The sequence below is a fragment of the Pseudomonas marvdashtae genome (assembly GCF_014268655.2).
In the GTDB taxonomy this organism is placed as follows: domain Bacteria; phylum Pseudomonadota; class Gammaproteobacteria; order Pseudomonadales; family Pseudomonadaceae; genus Aquipseudomonas; species Aquipseudomonas marvdashtae.
The window spans coordinates 1,697,810-1,714,860 of the sequence record NZ_JABWQX020000001.1 but is presented as its reverse complement, the minus strand read 5'-3'; the positions used below and the strand labels follow the sequence as shown (position 1 = coordinate 1,714,860).

The following is a 17,051-nucleotide window of genomic DNA, read 5'->3' as shown; positions in this document are numbered from 1 at the left end:
ACCGCTCGGCTGCTGACGATGGCGATGATGCAGGCGCCTAAATTTCCCGCCCGACCGCTCGTTCCCCCCAGATAGCAAAGGCCCTCGAGCCTGTTCTTCCAAGGCGAACCAGACTGAGATCGGCAATGACAACACCACGTTCGAAAAAGGCTCTGTTCATCGGCGTGCCCCTGGCCCTGGCGCTGGTCGTCGGTGGCGGGCTCGCGGCCTGGGACCATTGGTGGCGGGACAATCCAGGCTACCCGGTCAAAGTGATGAAAGAGGCCAGGGAATTGCACGAACGCCTGCTGTCCTTCGACAGCCACATCACCGTGCCGCTGGATTTCGGCACCGCCGGCAATGAAGCCGACAAGGACGGCAGCGGCCAGTTCGACCTGGTGAAAGCCAATCGTGGCCACTTGTCTGGCGCGGCCCTGACCATCTTCGGCTGGCCCGAGCTGTGGAACGGCCCCAACGCGCCGCACAAGCCCACCGCCGGCTTCGTCGAGGAGGCGCGCAACCAGCAGGAAGTGCGTTACAAAATCATCACCGGCATGGTCCGGGACTTCCCCAACCAGGTCGCCATCGCCTACACCCCGGATGACTTCCGACGCCTGCACGGCGAAGGCAAGTTCGCGATCTTCATCAGCATGCTCAACGCCTATCCACTGGGCAACGACCTGAGCCTGCTCGACCTGTGGACGGCGCGGGGCATGCGCATGTTCGGCTTCAGCTACATCGGCAATAACGATTGGGCCGATTCTTCGCGGCCGCTGCCGTTCTTCAATGATTCGCCGGACGCCCTCGGCGGTCTCTCCGACATTGGCAAGCAAGCGGTGAAACGCCTGAACGACCTGGGGGTGATCATCGACGTGTCGCAGATGTCGACCCCGGCCCTTGAGCAAGTCGCGCAACTGAGCCGTACGCCATTGGTGGCCTCCCATTCGGCGCCACGGGCGATGGTCGACATCCCGCGCAACCTCAGCGACAAGGAAATGCAGCTGATCAAGGCCAGCGGCGGCGTGGTGCAAATTGTCGGTTTTTCCCAATACCTGCGCCCGCTGACGCAAAAGACCCAGGACAAACTCAACACCCTGCGCGCACGCTTCGATCTGCCGCCATTGCCCAACCTGGCGATGGCGCTGATGCCGGGCGACCCGATCATTGCCGCATGGCCGGAACAGAAGTTCGGCGAGTACGCCGGCCAGCTCTACGGCATCCTCGAGGAGGAACCCAAGGCCAGCCTCAAGGACCTGGGCGATGCCATCGACTACACCGTGCGCAAGATTGGCATCGACCACGTCGGCATCAGCTCGGACTTCAACGAAGGCGGCGGCGTGAAGGGCTGGGAGAACGTCGGCGACATTCGCAACGTCACCGCCGAACTGCTGACGCGTGGCTACTCCGAGGCCGACATCGCCAAGCTGTGGGGCGGCAACTTCCTGCGGGTCTGGGATCAGGTCCAGAAAGCCGCCCGCCCCGCCATCGCCTCGACCCAAAAGGTCGGCCAGCCATGAACGAACGCCGCACGTTTCTCAAGCAAGCCGGGATTCTCGCCGCTGGCTTGCCGTTAGCCGCCAGCCTGCCATCCACTGCCGTTGCCGATCCATTGCCGCCGCTGTCCCGGGACAAATGGGCGCAGTTGCGCTCGTTGTTCAACCAGGACCCGGACTACCTGCACTTCTCCAACTTCCTGATCACCACCCACCCGCGCCCCGTGCGCGAGGCCATCGAACGGCACCGTGCCGCGCTGGATAAAAACCCGGGGCTGTTGATGGACTGGGACCTGGGCGTGACCGAAGAGCGCGAAGAAAACGTCCGCACCTGGGCCGGCCGCTACCTGCAAGCGAGCCCGAAGCAGATCGCCCTCACCGGCAGCACCACCGAAGGCCTGGCGATGATTTACGGCGGCGTCCAAGTACGGCCCGACCAGGAAATCCTCACCACCTCCCACGAACACTACGCCACCCACACCATTCTAGATTTGCGCAAGCAACGGGACGGCACCCGGGTGCGCAAGATCAAACTGTTCGAAAACGCCCACAGCGCCAGCCATGAGGAAATCCTCGCGGCCATCGACCGCAACATTCGCCCTGAAACCCGCGTATTGGGCATGACCTGGGTGCATTCGGGCAGCGGCGTGAAGCTGCCGATCGGCAAGATCGGCGCCCTGGTGGACAAGCACAACCAGGGCCGCAGCGATGAACAGCGAATCATTTATGTGGTGGACGGCGTGCACGGTTTCGGCGTCGAGGACCTGGATTTTCCGGCGATGAATTGCGATTTCTTCATCGCCGGCACCCACAAATGGATGTTCGGTCCGCGCGGTACCGGTGTGGTGTGCAGCCGCAGCGAAGAGCTCAAGTACGTCACGCCGATCATCCCGACCTTCTCCGAGGCCACGGCGTTTTCCACCACCATGACGCCTGGCGGTTACCACGCCTTCGAACATCGCTGGGCGGCGGACGAGGCCTTCAAGTTGCACCTGCAACTGGGTAAGGCCGAGGTGCAGGCGCGCATCCGCGCCCTCAACGGCTACTTGAAAAAACAACTGCTGGCACTGCCGCAGATCGAGCTGGTCACGCCGCTGAGCCCCGAGCTGTCGGCGGGCTTCACCTTCTTCCGCGTCAAGGAGCGCAAGAGCGACGAAATCGCTGCCTACCTGATGCAGAACCGCGTGATTGCCGACGCCGTGCATCGCGATGCGGGGCCGGTGGTGCGCACCGCGCCGGGGCTGCTCAACAGCGAAGCCGAGATCGATCGCTTCATGACCTTGCTGGGCAAGACACTCTGAACCTGACTTATCGAGAGAGACGGATGAACAGTTTTTCGTTGAAGCTACTCCCGACACTGGCCCTCGCCGCCCTGCTGCCCTCCGGCGCCCAGGCCGCGCAACCGGGCCAGGTCTTTCGCGACTGCAAGGATTGCCCGGAAATGGTCGTGCTGCCCACTGGGACCTTCCAGATGGGCACCCCGGAAGACGAAGTGGGACGCGAGCCCGACGAGGGGCCGATGCATCCGGTGACGTTCGCCAAGCCGCTGGCGATCAGCCGCTTCCAAGTGCTTGAAGGCGAGTGGTTCGCTTTCCTTCAAGACAGCGGCTACGTGATGCCCGATGGCGATAAGCGTCCCGGTCGCGCCTGCAAGGCCGGCGTCCCGGATTACCAGGGCAGCGACCCGCGCAAGCAGTACACCGACCGGCACCCGGCGGTGTGCATGGACTTCGCCGAGGCCAATGCCTACGTGGCGTGGTTGTCGAAAAAGACCGGCAAGCAGTACCGGTTGGTCAGCGAGTCCCTGCGCGAATACGCGGCACGCGGCGGCAGCTCCGGCCCGTTCCCCTTCCCCTTCGACGAAGGCAAGGACTACAGCATCGCTCAGCACGCCAACACCTATGGCGCGGCCGACGGCTACAACTTCACCGCCCCGGCCGGCAGCTTCGCACCCAACGCCTTCGGGGTGTACGACATGCACGGCAACGTCTACGAATGGACCGCCGACTGCTTCAACGAGAACTACGCCGGCGCCCCAAGCGATGGCAGCGCCGCGCTGACAGGCAACTGCAAGATACGGCGCATTCGTGGCAACGATTGGGGCGAAGCGCCGGTGTTTTCCCGTTCGGGCAACCGCAATGCGGTGTATGCCGACGCACGCGGCGATTGGCTGGGGTTCCGGGTCGCCCGGGATATGTAAGCCGTGCCTACCCGCCTAGCGCCACTTAGCCCGTGCCTTGAACCATTGCCATCACCGGCCCAGAAAAGGGAACTCCCATGATCTCGAACTCCCGCGGTGCCCTGCGTGAAGTGCTCAGCCTGCTCAAGCCGTTCCGGCTGATTGTCGTAGGCTCCATCCTCTTGGGCATGCTGGGCGGACTGAGCATCACCGCCCTGCTGGCAACCATCAACGACGCCTTGAACGCCGACGCCGGGCCGACGCCCCAGGTGTTGGCAACCTTCGCCGGCCTGTGCGTGGCGGCGCTGCTGACGTCGATTCTGTCGGACATCGGCACCAATCACGTCGGCCAGAACATCATCGCCAGCCTGCGCAAATCCCTCGGCCAGAAAGTCCTGCTGGCGCCCATCGAGCAGATCGAGCGATTCCGCAGTCATCGGCTCATCCCGATACTGACCCACGACGTCAACATGGTCAGCAACTTCGCGTTTTCCTTTGCGCCACTGGCCATCGCCTTCACCGTCACCCTTGGTTGCCTGGGCTACCTGGCCTACCTGTCGTTACCGATGTTTGCGCTGTTGCTGGTCGCGCTGGTGATCGGCACTGTCATCCAATACGTGGCGCGGGCCCGTGGCATCCGGGGGTTCGAAGCGGCCCGCGAGGCCGAAGACGCCTTGCAAAAGCACTACAGCGCAATCGCCGCCGGCGCCAAGGAATTGCGCATCCATCGCCCACGCCGCCAGCGCATGTTCAGCCAGCGTATCGAAGCCACCGCCGACCAGATATGCGACACCAACATCCGCTCGGTCAACACTTTCGTGATCGCCAAGACCTTCGGCTCGATGCTGTTTTTCGTGGTCATCGGCTTGGTCCTGGCCTTGCAATCGCTGTGGTTGGGCACTGACAAAGCGGTGCTCAGCGGCTTCGTGCTGGTGTTGTTGTACATGAAGGGGCCGCTGGAATACCTGGTGATGACCCTGCCGGTGGTCAGCCGCGCCAACATTGCCTTCAAGCGCATCGCCGAGCTGGCCGAGCAATTCTCTTCGCCGGAGCCGCACCTGCTGCTCAACGACAAGAGCGTCCCAAAGCCTGCGCTCCAGCAGCTGGAATTGCGTGACGTGCATTACGCCTTCCCAGCGGTCGATGGCAGCCAGGCCTTCGCCCTCGGACCGATCAACTTGTCCATCGCCCAGGGCGAGATTGTGTTCATAGTCGGCGAGAACGGTGGAGGCAAGACCACGCTGATCAAATTGCTGCTGGGGCTTTATTCGCCCCAGGGCGGCGAGATTCTCCTGGACGGCAAGCCGGTACTGGCTGCCGGCCGCGACGATTACCGCCAATTGTTCACGACGATTTTCGCCGACTACTACCTGTTCGATGAACTGGTGCAAGGCGATCAACAGGTGCCTGAAGACGCCAACCGCTACCTGCAGCGCCTGGAGATCGCCCATAAGGTCAGCATTCACGACGGTGTGTTCAGCACCACCGATCTTTCCACCGGACAGCGCAAGCGCCTGGCCCTGCTCAACGCCTGGCTGGAAGAGCGCCCGGTATTGGTCTTCGACGAATGGGCCGCCGACCAGGACCCGGTGTTCCGGCGGGTTTTCTACACCGAGCTGCTGCCGGAGCTGAAGGCCCTGGGCAAAACCATCATCGTCATTTCCCACGATGACCGTTACTTCGACATCGCCGACCAACTGGTCCGGATGCAGGCCGGCCAGGTCATCAGTGAAAAGACCCCGGCAGCCTTCGCCTGAACCTGCCGACGCAATGTTTGTTGACCGCGAGAACACCATGAACGAACTGCTAGACGATGATCTGCTGGCACTGCTGCTCGACGAGGCCGCTGACGACATGCACGCCCGGTCCAACCGCCGCAGGCTGGACCGCGCGCCCTTGTCTTTCGCCCAGCAACGCTTGTGGCTGGAGCAACAGCGGGATCCGAACCGATCTGCCTACAACCTGCCACGTGCCCTGCGCCTGACCGGCGAAATGAATGCCGACGCCCTGGAACAGGCATTGAATCGCGTCATCGACCGGCACGACATCCTGCGCACCGCATTCACTGAAATCGACGGTGCCGCCACCCAGCTAATCGAGCGTAACGCCCGCCTGCCCCTGCACCGGGAGGACCTCGCCGCGCTCGATCAGCCGGCACGGGACCAGGCGCTTTCACAGCGCATCGAACAGCACGCCCGGCAACCGTTCGATCTGACCCAGGCGCCACTGATGCGGGCAACGTTGCTCAGGCTGGGCAGTGATGAGCATGTGTTGTTGCTCAACATGCACCACATCGTTTCCGATGCCTGGTCCAACACGATCCTGATGCAGGACATGACCCAGGCCTATGCCCAGGCCTTGCGGGGCGATCCGTCACCGCTGCCGTCGTTGCCCCTGCAATATGCCGACTACGCGACCTGGCAGCGCGGCGACTATGTGCGCAGCCCAGCCTGCCATCGCAGTGGCGCCTATTGGAGCGACTACCTCGGCCATGACTTGCCGGCATTGGAACTGCCTCATGACGTTGCGCGCACCGCGAATCAGCAACACATGGCCGGACGCGTACAGGCGTCTCTCACCCCGGCAATGGTCCAGGCCTTGGACACGTTCTGTCAGCGAGAGGGGCTTACGCCTTTTGTCGTGGCGCTGGCGGCCTGGCAGTTGTTATTGGCTCGGTACAGCAACCAGAACGATTTCACCGTCGGCGTCCCCAACGCCAACCGCAACAGCCACGAGAGCCAGGAGCTGGTGGGTTTTTTCGTCAGCAGCCAGGTGTATCGGGCGCGGATCGACTCGACCCGCGGCGCGCGGGATTTCCTCAGGGACCTGCGCGCCCAGTCGCTCGCCGCGCTGGAACATGCCGACTATCCGCTGGAGCTGATCCTGGATCAGCTGCAACGTCCCGGTGCACAGGGCGCCGGTACGCTGTTCCAGGTCTTGTTCAACTGGCGCACGGAATCGTCCTCACCGTCGGCGCCAGGCTTGGGTCAACTGGCGCTGGAGTTTTTGAATACCGGTGACAACCAGGCCAAGTTCGACCTGTCGCTGGACGTCGATTATTCCCAGCAACAGGTGCTGGCAACGTTCGAATACAGCCGAGACCTGTACCGCGCAGAAACCATCGAGCGCATGGCCGAGCACTGGCAGAACCTGTTGCGAGGCCTGATCGAGACGCCCGGATGCGCCCTTGGCGAACTGCAATTGTTGAGCGCCGATGAACACCGAAAAACCCTGGCCGACTGGAACCGCCAGCCGAGCCAACTGCGCAGCGAACTGTGCCTGCACCGGTTGATCGAAACCCATGCCGCCAGCATAGGCGACGCCATCGCGCTGACCTTTGAAGAGCAGCACATCAGCTACGCCGAACTCAACCGACAGGCCAACCGATTGGCCCATCGGCTGATCGAACAAGGCGTCGGGCCAGACGTACTGGTCGGCATTGCCGTCGAGCGAACACCGCAGATGATCATTGGCCTGCTGGCGATTCTCAAGGCCGGTGGCGCGTACGTGCCGCTGGACCCGGCGTATCCGGCCGACCGCCTGGCCTACATGATCCAGGACAGCGGCGTCACGCTGGTCCTGACCCTGGCTCACTTGCGCGACTCACTGGCGCTGCCCGCTGGCGTGACGTGCCTGCTGCTGGATCCGCTCGATACCGACAATGCCTACCCGGAGCACAATCCGGATGTGCCGATGGATCCGGATAACCTCGCGTACGTCATCTACACCTCGGGCTCGACCGGCAAGCCCAAGGGCGCGTTGCTCGCGCACCACAACGTCAGCCGACTGTTCCAGGCCACCGAGCACTGGTTCAATTTCGATCACCGGGACGTGTGGTGCCTGTTTCATTCCTACGCCTTCGACTTTTCCGTGTGGGAGATTTTCGGCGCCCTGCTGCACGGCGGGCGGCTGGTCATCGTGCCCCACGCCGTGAGCCGTTCGCCGGAAGATTTTTATGCCCTGCTCTGCCAGGAAAACGTCACGGTGCTCAACCAGACGCCCTCGGCCTTCAGGTCGCTGTTGCAGGTCGCCTGCGCGCCTCGGCAGCCTCTCGTCCACCGGCTGCGGCAGGTGATCTTCGGCGGCGAAGCAATCGATGTGCAGAGCCTGCGCCCCTGGTTCGAACGTTTCGGCGACCAGGCGCCACGGTTGATCAATATGTATGGCATCACCGAAACGACGGTGCATGTCACCTGGCGTCCGCTGACGATGAACGATTTGCACTGCGAGGCCGCCAGTCCCATCGGCGAGCCCATCATCGACCTGTCCTGGTATTTGCTCGATGCGCATCTGAACCCGGTCGCCAAGGGCTGCACCGGCGAGTTGTATGTCGGCCGAGCCGGCCTGGCCCGTGGTTATCATCAGCGCGCCGACCTCACCGCCAGCCGCTTCATCCCCGATCCGTTCGACCCGCTGCCGGGTGGCCGCCTGTATCGCACCGGAGACCTGGCGCGCTACCGCAGCGACGGCAGCATCGAATACATCGGGCGCCTGGACCATCAAGTCAAGATCCGCGGCTTCCGCATCGAACTGGGGGAAATCCAGGCGCGCCTGCAAACCTTGCCAGCGGTTCAGGATTGCGTGGTGCTGACCCATGAAGGCCCGGGCGGCTTGCAACTGATCGCCTACGTGATCGCAGCGCAACCGTCCACCGCCGAGCTGCGCGATGAACTGTTAGTCGCGCTCAAGGCGCAGTTGCCAGACTACATGGTGCCCAGCCACTTGCTGTTCATCGACCGCTTGCCGCTCAACGCCAATGGCAAGCTCGACCGCAAGGCCCTGCCGGAACCTGATGCCCATCTTTGGCGTTCGCATTACCTGGCGCCGCGCACTCAGTTGGAAGAAGCCCTGGCGCAGCTCTGGCAACAATCCCTCAAGGTCGAGCGCGTAGGCATCGACGACAGTTTCTTTGAGCTTGGCGGGCATTCGATCCTGGCAATCGAACTGATCGCCAACCTCAAGGCACAGCTCAATATCACGGTGCGCCTGCAAGAACTGCTGGCCAACCCGACCGTCGCCGAACTGGCGCTGTTCATCTCGCACAAACACCGCGAACAGACACAATGCCTGGTCGCCTTGAACAACGCCCCCGCCAGCGCTCCGCAGCTGTTTTGCCTGCACCCCAGCGGGGGCATCGTGTTCTGCTACCAGCCATTGGCGCGCAAACTGCAAAACCGCGCGCGCACCTTCGGCGTCATGCACCGCGGCTTCAGCGAACCCCATGCAGGCCCCGAGGCCTGGCACGAAATGATCGCCGACTACAGCCGGGAAATCCTCGCGACCCAACCACAGGGCCCGTATTACTTGATGGGCTGGTCCTTGGGTGGAGCGATTGCGCTGGACATCGCGGCGACGCTGGAAAGCCAGGGTCACACGGTGGGTTTCCTGGGGCTGGTGGACAGCACGATTCCGGAACAGCTGTATCCCGTGACGTTGCAACGTCATAGGGAATTGCTTGCGCAGGAAAAAACCGACCCGGCTTCGCAGGATCTGCATGAGGCCATTGAGTATTTCGACCTGCTGTTTCCTGCCCTTACGGAACGTACCGCGACCTATCGACGGGAACACCCTGACAGCTCGGTCAAGGCCTTCCATGAGTGGGCCGCCGGCCAGATCGAGCCTGAGCGAGGCGACTTGCTGTCGATCGTGCAGAACGTCAAGGAAGAGGTCATGAACGCCCAGGCGTTCTCGGTGCATGATCGGTTGCTGGAGGCCTTTGAGGGGTTCACTTTCAAGCCGGTACGGGTAAGGCCGAGCTGCTGGTGGACCCAGGCGGAGAAGACGCCGGAGGAACTGGCGTTTTGCGAGGCGTTGGTCAGGGAACATAGCTTGACTGGCGAGTTACAGTGCTCGGTGCATTCGCCGTTGCGCCATCGGGGCATGATCTTTGATGAGGGGTTGCTGGATTCGTTGGTCGAGGTGTTTTTGGCCGGCACGGCACAACAGCCATAGCACCCACGCACCGATACTGTGGCCACGGCCTGATCGTACCCACGCTCTGCGTGGGAACGCATCCCGTGACGCTCTGCGTCACCCCCCAGAAGCGGAACGCGGAGCGTCCCTGGCGGTATTCCCACGCAGAGCGTGGGAACGATCGGCACACCGAGTTGCCAGGTTTCAGGGCCGCTGCGCGGCCCAGCGGGAGCAAGCTCCCTCGCCACGGGTTTTGTGTACGCTCGGATATTTGGTGGTGAACCCAATAAAAAAACCGACCCGCACATGGCGGGTCGGTTTTTTTGTGCTCGCGATGATCAGAACTGCGGCGTGTACTTCACGGTGAACATCAAGTTACGCGGATCACCAAAGTTATTGTTGCCGTTGAGCTGGTTGTAAGCCGGCGTGATGTAGGTCTTGTCGAACAGGTTGTTGGCATTGACTGCCAAATCGATTTCCGACGTCAACTTGTAGCCGACACGGGCATTCCATACGGTGTAACCTGGGATTTCACGATCATAGTCGTAAACCAGTGTGTGACTTTGGGTGGTGAAGCCCAAGCCGGTGCTGACACGGCTCCAGTCGCCGGTGAACTGGTAGTTGCCCCACACGCGCAGCATGTGTTTTGGCGTCCAGGTGCTGAAGACTTTGCCTTCGTTACTGGCGGTGTCTTTCAGGTACTGGGTGGTGTTGTAGGTGTAGCCGGCGAACAACTGCAAGTTGTCTACCACTTCACCGCTGATTTCAGCCTCGATACCCTGGCTGCGCACGGTCCCAGAGGCACTGGAGCAGTTCAAGTCAGTACAGCCTGGAATTCTGACGGCACGGTTTTCATGATCGTAGCGGAAGACAGCCAACGAAGTGTTGACCCGACCATCCATCAACTCACCCTTGAGGCCGACCTCATAGTTGGTACCAACGATGGGCTTGAGCACCGAACCGCTAGGATCTAGGTTGGTCTGGGGCTGAAATACATCCGTATAGCTGGCGTACACCGCCCATTCGCGGCTCAGGTCATAGACGATGCCGGCATAGGGCGTGACCACCCCGGTTTCGGTTGCGGTGCTTGGGTCGACGCGTGTGATACCGGCTGAGTTTTGGATTTTCGATTTGTAGCTGAAGTCATACCAACTGACCCGCGAGCCCAGGATCAGCGTCAGATCGTCCACCGGCTTGACGCGCCAGGTGCCGTACAGGCCTTTTTGACGGATGTCATACTTGCTGAGGACGCCCCGGCCAGTCGGGCTGTTGATCAAGCTGTCATAGCTGATGTCCGGGCGGTCGTTGTCCAGATCGAAGATCGTGTCGCTGCTGGCGTTGAAAGTCCGGGCGTATTTGTCATCCGTTTCCAACTGGGAGAAGTTACCGCCGAGCATGACTTCCTGCTCCATCGACAGGGCTTCGAATTTGCCGACCAGATTCATGTCCAGCCCCACTTTGGTGGACTGGAAATCAGTCAAGAAGTCGGCATATTGCACACCGGTGCCATCGGGATTGAGACCGACAAGGGCATTTTGCGTCCGCTGATTCTTCGCCTGGTTGTCTTCGCTCATATACACGCCCCCCACCTTGAAGGCCCAATCCTCATTGAAGCGATGCTCCAAATCGGCGTAGTAGGTGGTGACGTCGATTTCCGATCGGTTCCAGCGCGCGCCGGTGTAGGTCGAGCGCGACACGTCCGGCATCGAGCCGTCGGCGTAGCGTGGCAGGCCGCGGATGTTGCCGCGCGATTCACCGTTGGATTGGCTGACCGCGAAACCCAGGGTGGTGTCTTCGCTCAGGTCGATGTCCAGCGCGCCGTACAGCGAATGGGTCTTGCTCCACGCGTGGTCGACGAATGAATTGCTCTGGTCTTCGTCGGCGACGAAGCGCCCGCGAATGTTGCCGGCCTCGTTCAGCGGGCCACCAGCGTCCAGTTGCAGGCCGTAGTGATCCCACGAGCCGGCCTTGCCGGTCAGGGTCACGGTCGGGGTGCTCTGGCCGCGCTTGCGCACCAAATTGACGGCACCACCTGGGCTGCCGGTGCCTTGCAGCAGGCCGGAGGCGCCACGGAGGATTTCCAGGCGGTCGAAGAAGATCAAGTCCTGGGTCGCCCAGTTGCCCAGCGAGTAGGTGTTGCGCGGGATCGGCACGCCGTCGTACTGCCAGTCATCGATCTGGAAACCGCGCGACGACAGGATCATGCCCTGGCCAACGCCCTGCAGGCCGACGATGCCGGTGGTCTGGTTGACGGCGTCCTTGAGGTTGACCAGGTTCTGGTCATCCATCTGCTTGCGCGTCATCACGGTGATCGACTGGGGAATTTCCTTGAGGGTGTGGGTGCCCTTGCCGATGGTCACGGCGTTGCTGGTATAGGACTGGCTGCCTTCGGTCGTCGCCTCCAGTTCCGCGGCTTTTACCGTGGTCGCGCCCAGTTCCAGGGTTCCGGCGGCGGAACCCTTTGTCAGCATCAACGTGTTGCCCTCGAAACTGTGGCGCACGCCGGTGCCCTTGAGCAATTCGGCGATGGCCGCCTGCGGGCTCATCCTGCCGCTGACGCGGTTGCTCTTCAGGCCGGCCAGTTCGTCGGCGTTGTAGATCATTTGTTGGTTGGTCTGCTTGCCGAACGCTTGCAGCGCCTGCGGCAGCGGTTGTGCCGGGATGTCGAGGCTGACGTCTTCAGCCATCACCTGGGCGCTAAATGGCAGAACGCAGACCAGACCCAGCCCCGTCAACATCCGGCGCGAACGCAGGCCGCGGGACATGACAAGTGCCTTGAACAACGGTTTCAACTCATGAATTGCCGACATCGCGCTCTCTATTATTGGTAAAGGTGAAAAGTCCATGGGGCCAAAGGGCCTGCCGCTCGCCAGCACGGGTGAACCCGCACCGTCGATTGCCTGGGGCAATGCATCGGTGCGTGGCCGACCGGCCCCTCCCCGGGCACGGTCGTCCGGCTGGACGACGGCTAAATTTTTTCCTGGACACAACCGGCGCCTGGGCTGCCCTGCCCGAGCCGATTTGCCCGCATACCTTAGTAAGACGCAGCACTTGGGAAAAACCGGAATGAGTTTATTTATCATTCGCGCATAAACTTAAAAAAAAGCCGACGCTCACGGGCGTCGGCCTGTTGTTGAGTGAGATGTTGGCTGGGATGTCAGCTACCCTGCGCAACCTTGGCGGCTTGCAGTTGCCGAGCCTGTTCGGTCAGGCGGGCCTTTTCCTCGGGGCTCATCGCGTCTATGCGCAGGCGCACCTGGGCGATTTTTTCCAGCTGCCCCGGAGCGCTCTCCTCCGCCCGCAACGCCATGGCGAGCGACGCCACGGTCGGATGATCGAAGACCAGTCCCGGATGAATGTCGCACTGCAACAACTTGCGAATGCCGGCCACCAACTTGATCACCAGCAACGAATGCCCGCCGGCGGCGAAGAAGTCGCGGTCGATGCCCAGCCGTTCAAGCCCCAGCAGCTGCGCCATGCGCGCGGAGAGCAATTGCTCCAGCGCATCACGTGGCGCGAGGTCTTCGTCGTTGCTCGGCGCGATCATCAGTTGCTGCAACGCCTTGCGGTCGATCTTGCCGTTGGCCAGGCGTGGGAAACGTTCGATCAATTGCAGATGCTGCGGCACCATCACGCCGGGCAGCCGGGCGATCAGTTCGGCACGCGCGGCGTCCAGCACGCCCGAAGACAGCCCTTGCCGGGCCACGACGAACGCCAACAATCCCTGCTCGGCCGACGCGGCCGGCAGCACCAGCGCTTCGGCCACTTGTGGCACTCGCAACAGTTCGGCCTCGATCTCCGCCAGTTCGATACGGAACCCGCGCACCTTCACCTGCTGATCACGGCGACCGTGCAACTGGACAGCGCCGTCGGCGCGATAACGCGCCAGATCGCCCGTTCGGTAAAGGCGTTGCGCCGGGTCGAACGGGCTCTGGATAAACGCTTGCCCGTGCGCCTCGGCATTCAGGTAGCCCCGGCACAATTGCGCGCCGCCCAGGTACAACTCGCCCAACATGCCCACCGGCGCCAGGCGCCGATCAGCGTCGAGGATGTAAACCTGATTGTTGCCCAGCACGTGGGTCAGCGCCGAACAATCATCGGCAGCGCCGTCCAGTGACAACGGATGAATCATCACCCCGACCGTGGCTTCGGTCGGACCATAGTGGTTGAACACCCGGCAATCGCTGCGCAAGCGTTTGATCCGCTCGACCAACGTCGGCGCAATCGGCTCGCCGCCGAGCACCAGCGTGCGTGGCAGTGTGGCGTGCTCACTGTCGAGCAGCGCCGCGAGGTGCGACGGGACGATTTTCAGGCAGTCGATCTGTTGCTGTTGCATGAATCTGCCAAACAACTCGCCGTCCTGCATCTGCTCATCAGTGGCGACATGCAGGGTCGCGCCGTTGAACAACGCACCGAACAGCGCCGTGTTGCCCAGATCCGCCGCCACGGTGGAACTGAACGCGACGTTGCTGCACTGCCCAAGCCCCAACGCCTGGCTGGCCTGGGCGGTGTAGTTGAGCAGTTGCCGATGTTCGATCACTACGCCTTTGGGCACGCCGGTGGAGCCGGAGGTAAACAGCACGTAGGCGATGTCATTGCCCTTGGTCATGAGCGCCGACAACGGCGCGCTCGACAAGTCGAGCCCGGCCACCGTCAGCGCGGTGTATGGCTGCTCCTGCCAGCCAGACACATGCAGCGCATCAGTCAGCACCACAGCGGCGCCGGCCTGCTCCAGCATCAACGCCTGACGGGCCTGGGGCCACTGAATATCCAGTGGCAGATACGCCGCCCCGATGCGCCAGCTCGCCAGCATCGCAATCACCAGGTCCACCGAGCGCGGCAAGGCCAGCGCGACAATCGAACCCTCGCCCAAGCCTTGGTTCACCAGGCCTTGGGCGATGCGCTCGACTTGGCTATTCAACTGCCCGTAGCTGAGGGATTGATGGGCGTCGGTCAGGGCAATCGCTTCCGGCGTCTCAAGCGCCAGATCCGCGATACGCTGCGGCAGGTAGCGCTGATCGACCAGCGCCTGCATCGTCGGGTTGATTGCCCGTAAGCGCTGTTCCTCTTCAGGCCCGAGCAAGTTGAGCTGCGCCAGCGGTGTTTGCGCAGCCGCGAGGATCGAAGCCAACAGCACGTCGAATTGTTCCAGCACGGTGGTGGCCGCCGCCGACGAATAACGCGAGGCGGCGTAATGCAGGTTCACCGAATCAAGCCGCTGGGCGTCGTCCAATTGAACGTGCAGCAGCACCTCGAATCCGTCGGCCCGCGCGGATAAAGACTCAGCCGCCCAGGCCAAACCGGCGCTGCTGTTGGTAATCGGCGCCCGGCCTACCGTAAAGCCATAGGCCGGATACGCCGCGTCTGGCGCCAGCTCCGGCGCCCAGTATTCCTGCCAGGTGCGATGTGCTTCGAGGCGTGCCGCCAGCTCCACCAGCCACTCGCTGAACGGCGCGGTGGCCGGCAGCGGAACGCAAAGCGGCAGGTTTTTTTCGAACACGCCAATGGCATTGGCGAAGTACTCGTAGTCGCCTCGGCTGTCGTGGCGCACGCCGACCAGCGCCTGTTCGAGGCCGCTCAGGCGCCCCAGCAATACCCACCAGGCGCCTTGCAGCAACGTCGCCAGCGGTTGGCCGAGTTGGTCGGCCAAGCGTTGCAAGGCGTCGCGCCGGGCCGGTTCCAAGCTCAGCGATACCTGCGCATTAGCTGTCCCGCTGACGGTGCTGCGTGCGGCCAGCCACGGTGTGGCGATATCCGCCTGCAAGCCTTGCAGGTGTTGCTGCCAATAAGTCCGCGCAGTGGCGGCGTCTTCATCGAGCACCACTTCGCTGCGCCATTCCAGATACTGGGCGAACTCGCCCGGTGCTTCGTCTTCTGACGCCTGGCCCGCATACGCTTGCCGTACCTGTTCCAGCAACAGGCTCATCGATCGGGCATCGGCACTGTAACGAGCGATGCCCAGCAGCAATTGCCATTGCCGTGGCGCCAGGCGATACAGTACGGCCTGGACACTTGCCGATTCGCCCAGCACAAAAGCGCGACCGAGGGTTTCGTCAATCTGCGCCCGGACTTCATCGGCCCGCTGCTCGCTGGCCTGTACCGTCAGCGGAAAGCGCCCGGCATCGGCGGCGGCTTGACGCAGTCCGTGGAAACCGCCGACCTTGGCCAGGCGCGCCAGCACCATGGGTTGCTGCGCCACCACCGTATCGAAAGCGACCTGCAATCGCTGCGAATCGAGATCACCGTCAATGACCACATTGAACCAGCGCAAGGCCTCGCCGCAGGTCACCGTGCCCGTCAGCCATTCAACTTCCCGTTGTTGCTCGGGCGTCAGGGCGAAACCCGGATCCTGCGCGTCCATCATCACCTCGTTCATGCTCCGGTTTCCTCGGTATTGAATGCGCCCCGGGGGGTTTGCCCAAAGGCAGGTCGTTGCAGGCTGGCATGGTCATACATGTCGCCCATGGCGACGACGATCTTGCGCGGCCCCTCGAACGGGTCGCGGGCGTGGGCCACGAGCATGTTGTCCAGCAGGATCACATCGCCCTTCTGCCAGTCGAAACGCACCGCGCAGGCTTCGTACAACTCGCCGATACGCGCCATCACCTCGTCTTCAATCGGTGTGCCGTCGCCGTAATACACGTGACGAGGCATGCGCTCCAGGCCGTACATCGACAACAGGTCCTGGCGCACGTCCGGCTCCAGCCAATAGATGTGGTGCAGCTGCACCTGGTTGAAGAACGATTTCTCCCCGGTGATCGGGTGCGTGATGATTGCCGGCCCCGGCGTGCGGGTTTGCAGCTCATCGTTATCGAGCCAGCGCCATTGAATGCCACCGGCCCGGCAGCGCGCCTCCACTTCAGAACGATCCTCGGTCTTGAAGAAGTGCTGCCACGACACGTCGAGCTTGTCGGTGAAGGTACGCACGTACAGCAGCCCCTTGTCCTCAAATTTTTCGCGAAGGTCTGCTGGAAGCTTTTCGTACATCAAGCGGCAGTCCACCACTGGCGTCGCACCGCCTACGGGCGCGGCTTGCTCGCAATAGAACATCTGCTTGCGCGGCCAGCGGTCCTGGTGGGAGCTCTCGTTGTGGAACAGGATCATCTTGCGTTCCGGGTACGGCGTGGAACGGTAGGTGTTCTTGCCTCCCTCCTTCTTGGGAAGATCGCCATACTGGCCGTACAGTCCCGGTTGTATCGCTTCGGCGAAGGCTTCAAAGCCCTGGATGCCGTCCAGCGCGAAACCGCGGAACAGGATGCCGGCGTGTTCGGCCAGCTTCTGCTCGATCAATGGCCGGTTCTGCTGGATCCACTCGATGACGTCCAAGTGTGGCTCGCCGGGCTCCATCATCAGCGGGAAGCGCTGTGGCGCGGCCACCAGCGATTCGCGCACCAACGCCGGTCGAGGCCGGGCAGCCGGAGTCGCCGCGCGCTTGAGAAACTTGCCCAGTTTGTCGGCCTTGGGCCCCGGGACGTTGGCAGGCGTGG

General features: G+C 62.5%; 8 protein-coding genes (1 of these 8 cut by a window edge). 5 read left to right on the top strand and 3 right to left on the bottom strand.

Annotated elements, in window-relative coordinates; translation table 11 throughout:
* Nucleotides 1-125: 125 nt before the first annotated feature.
* From pvdM to HU742_RS07855, 5 genes are all read left to right on the top strand, one after another.
* Nucleotides 126-1,496 (top strand): pyoverdine-tailoring dipeptidase-like protein PvdM, encoded by a 1,371-nt coding sequence (pvdM, locus tag HU742_RS07875; RefSeq protein WP_186639972.1) that lies wholly within the window; start codon nucleotides 126-128, stop codon nucleotides 1,494-1,496.
* On the top strand, nucleotides 1,493-2,773 hold the full coding sequence (gene pvdN, locus HU742_RS07870) for a pyoverdine-tailoring periplasmic protein PvdN (protein ID WP_186642175.1): 1,281 nt from the start codon (nucleotides 1,493-1,495) through the stop codon (nucleotides 2,771-2,773). Before pvdM ends, pvdN begins: the two co-directional genes overlap by 4 nt.
* Before the next feature lie 23 nt (nucleotides 2,774-2,796).
* Nucleotides 2,797-3,672: a dihydropyoverdine dehydrogenase gene (pvdO, locus tag HU742_RS07865; protein ID WP_186642174.1), complete on the top strand. Its 876-nt coding sequence runs from the start codon at nucleotides 2,797-2,799 to the stop codon at nucleotides 3,670-3,672.
* A 77-nt stretch (nucleotides 3,673-3,749) separates the two neighbouring features.
* Nucleotides 3,750-5,408 (top strand): cyclic peptide export ABC transporter, encoded by a 1,659-nt coding sequence (locus tag HU742_RS07860; protein ID WP_186642173.1) that lies wholly within the window; start codon nucleotides 3,750-3,752, stop codon nucleotides 5,406-5,408.
* A gap of 37 nt (nucleotides 5,409-5,445) precedes the next feature.
* The gene (locus HU742_RS07855) at nucleotides 5,446-9,603 is read left to right on the top strand and encodes a non-ribosomal peptide synthetase (protein ID WP_186642172.1); all 4,158 of its coding nucleotides are present in this window, start codon (nucleotides 5,446-5,448) and stop codon (nucleotides 9,601-9,603) included.
* 299 nt (nucleotides 9,604-9,902) lie between these two features.
* Here HU742_RS07855 and HU742_RS07850 read toward each other — a convergent pair whose 3' ends face one another.
* From HU742_RS07850 to HU742_RS07840, 3 genes are all read right to left on the bottom strand, one after another.
* Nucleotides 9,903-12,374 (bottom strand): TonB-dependent siderophore receptor, encoded by a 2,472-nt coding sequence (locus tag HU742_RS07850; RefSeq protein ID WP_186642171.1) that lies wholly within the window; start codon nucleotides 12,372-12,374, stop codon nucleotides 9,903-9,905.
* 347 nt (nucleotides 12,375-12,721) lie between these two features.
* Entirely contained in the window at nucleotides 12,722-15,940 is a 3,219-nt protein-coding gene (locus HU742_RS07845; RefSeq protein WP_186642170.1) for a non-ribosomal peptide synthetase, read from the bottom strand.
* Nucleotides 15,937-17,051, bottom strand: the 3' end of a protein-coding gene (locus tag HU742_RS07840) for a non-ribosomal peptide synthase/polyketide synthase (protein WP_186642169.1). The gene runs 12,361 nt beyond the window's last position; only the last 1,115 of its 13,476 coding nucleotides appear in the window; its start codon lies beyond the right edge, outside the window; its stop codon occupies nucleotides 15,937-15,939. Before HU742_RS07840 ends, HU742_RS07845 begins: the two co-directional genes overlap by 4 nt.